Consider the following 3,863-nt stretch of genomic DNA (forward strand, 5'->3'; position numbering starts at 1 on the left):
CTCTATGGAATCCACTGGTAAATACTGGATTCCTGTCTTCAATATCCTCGAAGAACACGCTAACATCTGTCTGGCTCACCCAAAATATGTTAAAGCGATTCGTGGTAAGAAGACCGACAAGAAAGACATACAATGGATTGCCGACCTCTTCAAGCACGACCTCGTTGCCTCTAGCTTTATTCCACCTCTTAAAATCAGACAACTTCGTGACCTCTTTCGCTATCGCATGAAGTTAACACAACTTCAAGTCAGCGAGAAAAATCGGTATCAGAACTGCCTCACTTGGTCTAACCTCCAGATTGCAAGTGTCCTTTCCGATGTTTTCGGAAAAAGTGCTCAAGCCATTATCAAGAGTATCCTTGACAAACCAGAAGAGAAGCCAGATATTGAACAACTGATTCATAAGAGAATGAAGAATAAAGTACAAAACCTAGAAATCGCTATGGACGGCATCTTAACTCCTGAACAAGTTGAGAAAATCAGAGTTATTAAAGCTCACTACGACGCACTCACTATCTGTAAAGAGGACTTAGAACAGATGATTCGTGATTTAGGACAAGAATATCAAAAACAAGTCAAACTCATCCAAACGGTCCCTGGATTTAAAGAGGAACTTTCTGCCCTACGTGTCATTTCTGAAATCGGTGCAGATATGAACGTCTTTGATACTGCTGGTAAACTATGCTCCTGGGCTGGTCTTGTTCCCGCAAACAATGAAAGTGCTGGGAAGAAATATTCAACTCGCATTTCTAAAGGCGGGCGATACCTCAAACCTTTCCTCGTACAAATCGCGAACGCTGTTGTCAAGTCAGAGAAACACCCAGAGTTTCGAAACAAATATCTCAAACTCAAGAAACGCCGTGGGCATCGAAAAGCGATTATTGCTATCTGTCGCAAACTTCTTGTGGCTATCTACCAAGTCCTTTTCAAGAAAGAAAATTACAATCCAACCTTACAAGGCTTAACCGAAATGAGAAACCCTGACAAGACAATGTCTGTTCAAAATGCTATTCGTTTTGCTCAACAACATGGATTCACCGTGGCTTAATTTTAAAAATCAGGTTTAAAGACCTCTTTTCAGTGTGCCTAAAATTGGGGTAAACAATAAATCAATTAACTTTTATTGTTTTCAAACTTATACCTATCAATTTTTGGTTCATTTAAGAAAAACAAATGCTACGCTACGTTTTGGTAAGTTCGAATTATTAGACTTTCATCATCCTCACGTTTTTGCATACCGAAGAACGAGCCGTCATGAAACGTTATACATTGTATGTAATTTTCACCAAGTTGAGACAGATTTTAGTCTAGACACTAGTAATCTAAAAGTCATATATAAAAATTATCAAGAAACTCATGTTTCTAATAATAAAGTAATATTGAGACCGTATGAAGCAGTCATTTTAACAGATAAAAAGGAGTGATATTATGGCTATTAATTATAAAAAAGTGCTGAGTCAATTTTATTGGCTGTTGGAGGAAAAGACAATATCATATCTACTGCGCATTGTGCCACTCGTCTTAGATTGGTTTTAATCGATGAAAATGTAGTGGATCATGAACAACTTAATGCAATTGATGTTGTAAAAGGTGACTTTAGCAATGCAGGCCAATTTCAAATTATAATTGGCAGTGGAACTGTCAATGAAGTGTTTAAAGAATTTGTAAAGTTAGTGGGTGTGGATGAAGTTTCAAAAGCAGAATTAAAACGTGAAGCTGATAAAAAATTAAATCCCATTCAGAGAGCTGTGAAGATATTATCTGATGTCTTTGTACCAATTATACCTGCTCTTGTAGCTTCTGGACTTTTGATGGGAATCAATAATATTCTTACTGCTCAAGGATTGTTTTTTGAAAAACAATCTCTTGTAGAAGCTTGGCCTGCTATCTCAGATTTAGCAAGTATGATTAATACTTTTGCAAGTGCAGCATATGCATTTTTACCAGTTTTAGTTGGTTTTTCAGCTACTAAAATATTTGGAGGAAATCCGTATCTGGGAGCCGCATTAGGCATGATTATGGTATCTGGGGACTTATTAAATGCTTACGGTTACGGTAATGCTATCTTAAATAATGAAGTTCCTACATGGAATATTTTTGGCTTAAGTATCGAAAAAGTAGGCTATCAAGGGACCATTTTACCAATTTTAGTATCTAGTTTTATATTAGCTAAATTAGAATCTTGGCTTCACAAGAAGATCCCAGAAGCTTTGGATACGCTAGTAACGCCGATGCTATCTATTTTGATGACTGCATTTATCACATTTTTAGTCGTTGGTGGTATGATGAGAACTACTGGTGATTTTGTTACACAGGGAATTCTCTGGGCAAGAGATACTTTGGGAATTTTTGGAGGTGCATTATTTGGCTTCTTCTATGCTCCACTAACGTTAACTGGTATGCATCATAGTCTGTTACCGGTAGATATACAATTGATAGCCAAAGGAGGAAGTTTCTTATTTGCAATTGCAGCGTGTAATAACGTTGCACAGGGGGGGAGATGCCTTAATGACTTCATTATTAAATAATGATTCAAATATTAAAACTGTAGCGACATCATCGGGAATTTCAGCACTACTTGGAATTACAGAACCAGCAATGTTCGGTGTAAACTTAAAATTAAAATATCCATTTTATGGTGCAATGATTGGTTCTGCAATTGGTGCCGCCTATGTAACACTAACTAATGTTTTGAATGTGTCACCTGGTGCTGCAGGTATTTTAGGATTTGTATCAATCAAATCGACTGATATTTTAAACTATATGATTGGAATATCCATCTCACTTGTAGTTGGTGCTTGTGCGACATTGATTTTATCAAAAAATAAAAAGTACAATAGCAACCTTTAATGGCTCGTTAAAAACTATCATATCAGTAATTTTGAGAAGTACCGCTGGAGTGGTTCTTCAGATACAGAAGCTGGATAGATAAAAAGCAGGAGTCGTTACGATTCCTGCTTTTCATTGGTACGACGGGCATGTCGTACATCTGAGGTGCAAGTCCTCTGGGGCACCCGCTACCGGTGAACCCAATAGCGACTCCCAATCCTGACTATCGTGAGGTAGCGGATTAAAACAGTCTGGGGATGGACTGTTTTAAGTCTGACGCAAGAAACTGAAAACGTCAGAGGAAGGGATAGCGAAATCGTGGCTCTACGAAAAGAAACGTGATATAAGGCGTTAACAGCGGATGAAGTGGCCAAGAACACTAAAGTCCCAAAAGGTAGTCGTAACCTGTTGGCGTAAATCACGAGAGTAAACAAGGAAAGATGTACGACTAATCCCGTGAGGTCTCATGAGTGTCGATTAGACGTAGTAACAACGAATCATGAGAAGTCAGCTAATAGTACCATTAGAAATTTGTGAAACGCGTTAGCGTGAACAGAGGTCATAGTAGTGATGAAACTTCTGTAATGGAAGTGGAGCGAAGGACCGAACAGTTAAATGATAATCTACCTATCAAATTTTGTCTGCCCTAATTTCTGGTCTGAAAAGATGGCACTCGCAGAACGTATGCTGAAAGAGACTGTTCACAAGTATAGGACGGCACAAGCAGAACGAAATCAAATAGAGGTAGATGTGGGAACATAAAAAGTTCTCGGTAAAATTTAATTGAACCGCCGTATGCCGAACGGCACGTACGGTGGTGTGAGAGGGGCTAATAGTTGTTAGCCCCTATTCGATTTGTCTTTTTTCAAAAACAGCGGAAAATTTGTTTCCAATTTACTTAGTAATGAGGTAGGAAATTTCTTTCTATTTGGTTTCAATATTTGGATCTACTTTCCCAACAAGATAAACGGAATCCTATTTACAAATGAACTCCCGTTTTGCTATAATGATTGATGTAAAGGAGGGCTTCATGA

The 3,863-nt window shown here is 38.1% G+C and carries 4 protein-coding genes; all 4 read left to right on the plus strand.

Annotated elements, in window-relative coordinates; genetic code table 11:
• Nucleotides 1-1,048, plus strand: a 1,048-nt coding sequence (locus tag E4T82_RS11820; protein WP_135182963.1) for an IS110 family transposase, incomplete at its 5' end; no start/stop codon positions are given.
• A gap of 34 nt (nt 1,049-1,082) precedes the next feature.
• Nucleotides 1,083-1,424, plus strand: coding sequence for an alpha-glucosidase C-terminal domain-containing protein (locus tag E4T82_RS13230; RefSeq protein WP_135182964.1), 342 nt, complete (start codon nt 1,083-1,085; stop codon nt 1,422-1,424).
• A gap of 42 nt (nt 1,425-1,466) precedes the next feature.
• Complete coding sequence (locus tag E4T82_RS11830) at nt 1,467-2,528, plus strand: PTS transporter subunit EIIC (RefSeq protein WP_209304583.1); 1,062 nt, start codon at nt 1,467-1,469, stop codon at nt 2,526-2,528.
• The gene (locus E4T82_RS12675; RefSeq protein ID WP_209304584.1) at nt 2,509-2,850 is read left to right on the plus strand and encodes a hypothetical protein; all 342 of its coding nucleotides are present in this window, start codon (nt 2,509-2,511) and stop codon (nt 2,848-2,850) included. The genes E4T82_RS11830 and E4T82_RS12675 overlap by 20 nt, the downstream gene beginning before the upstream one ends.
• Nucleotides 2,851-3,863 lie beyond the last annotated feature (1,013 nt).

The organism is Streptococcus cuniculi (genome assembly GCF_004570575.1).
Taxonomy (GTDB): domain Bacteria; phylum Bacillota; class Bacilli; order Lactobacillales; family Streptococcaceae; genus Streptococcus; species Streptococcus cuniculi_A.

Bases quoted from the DNA above. Each gene is read 5' to 3' on its own strand.
- E4T82_RS12675 (WP_209304584.1), top strand. From the start codon at position 2,509: ATGACTTCATTATTAAATAATGATTCAAATATTAAAACTGTAGCGACA.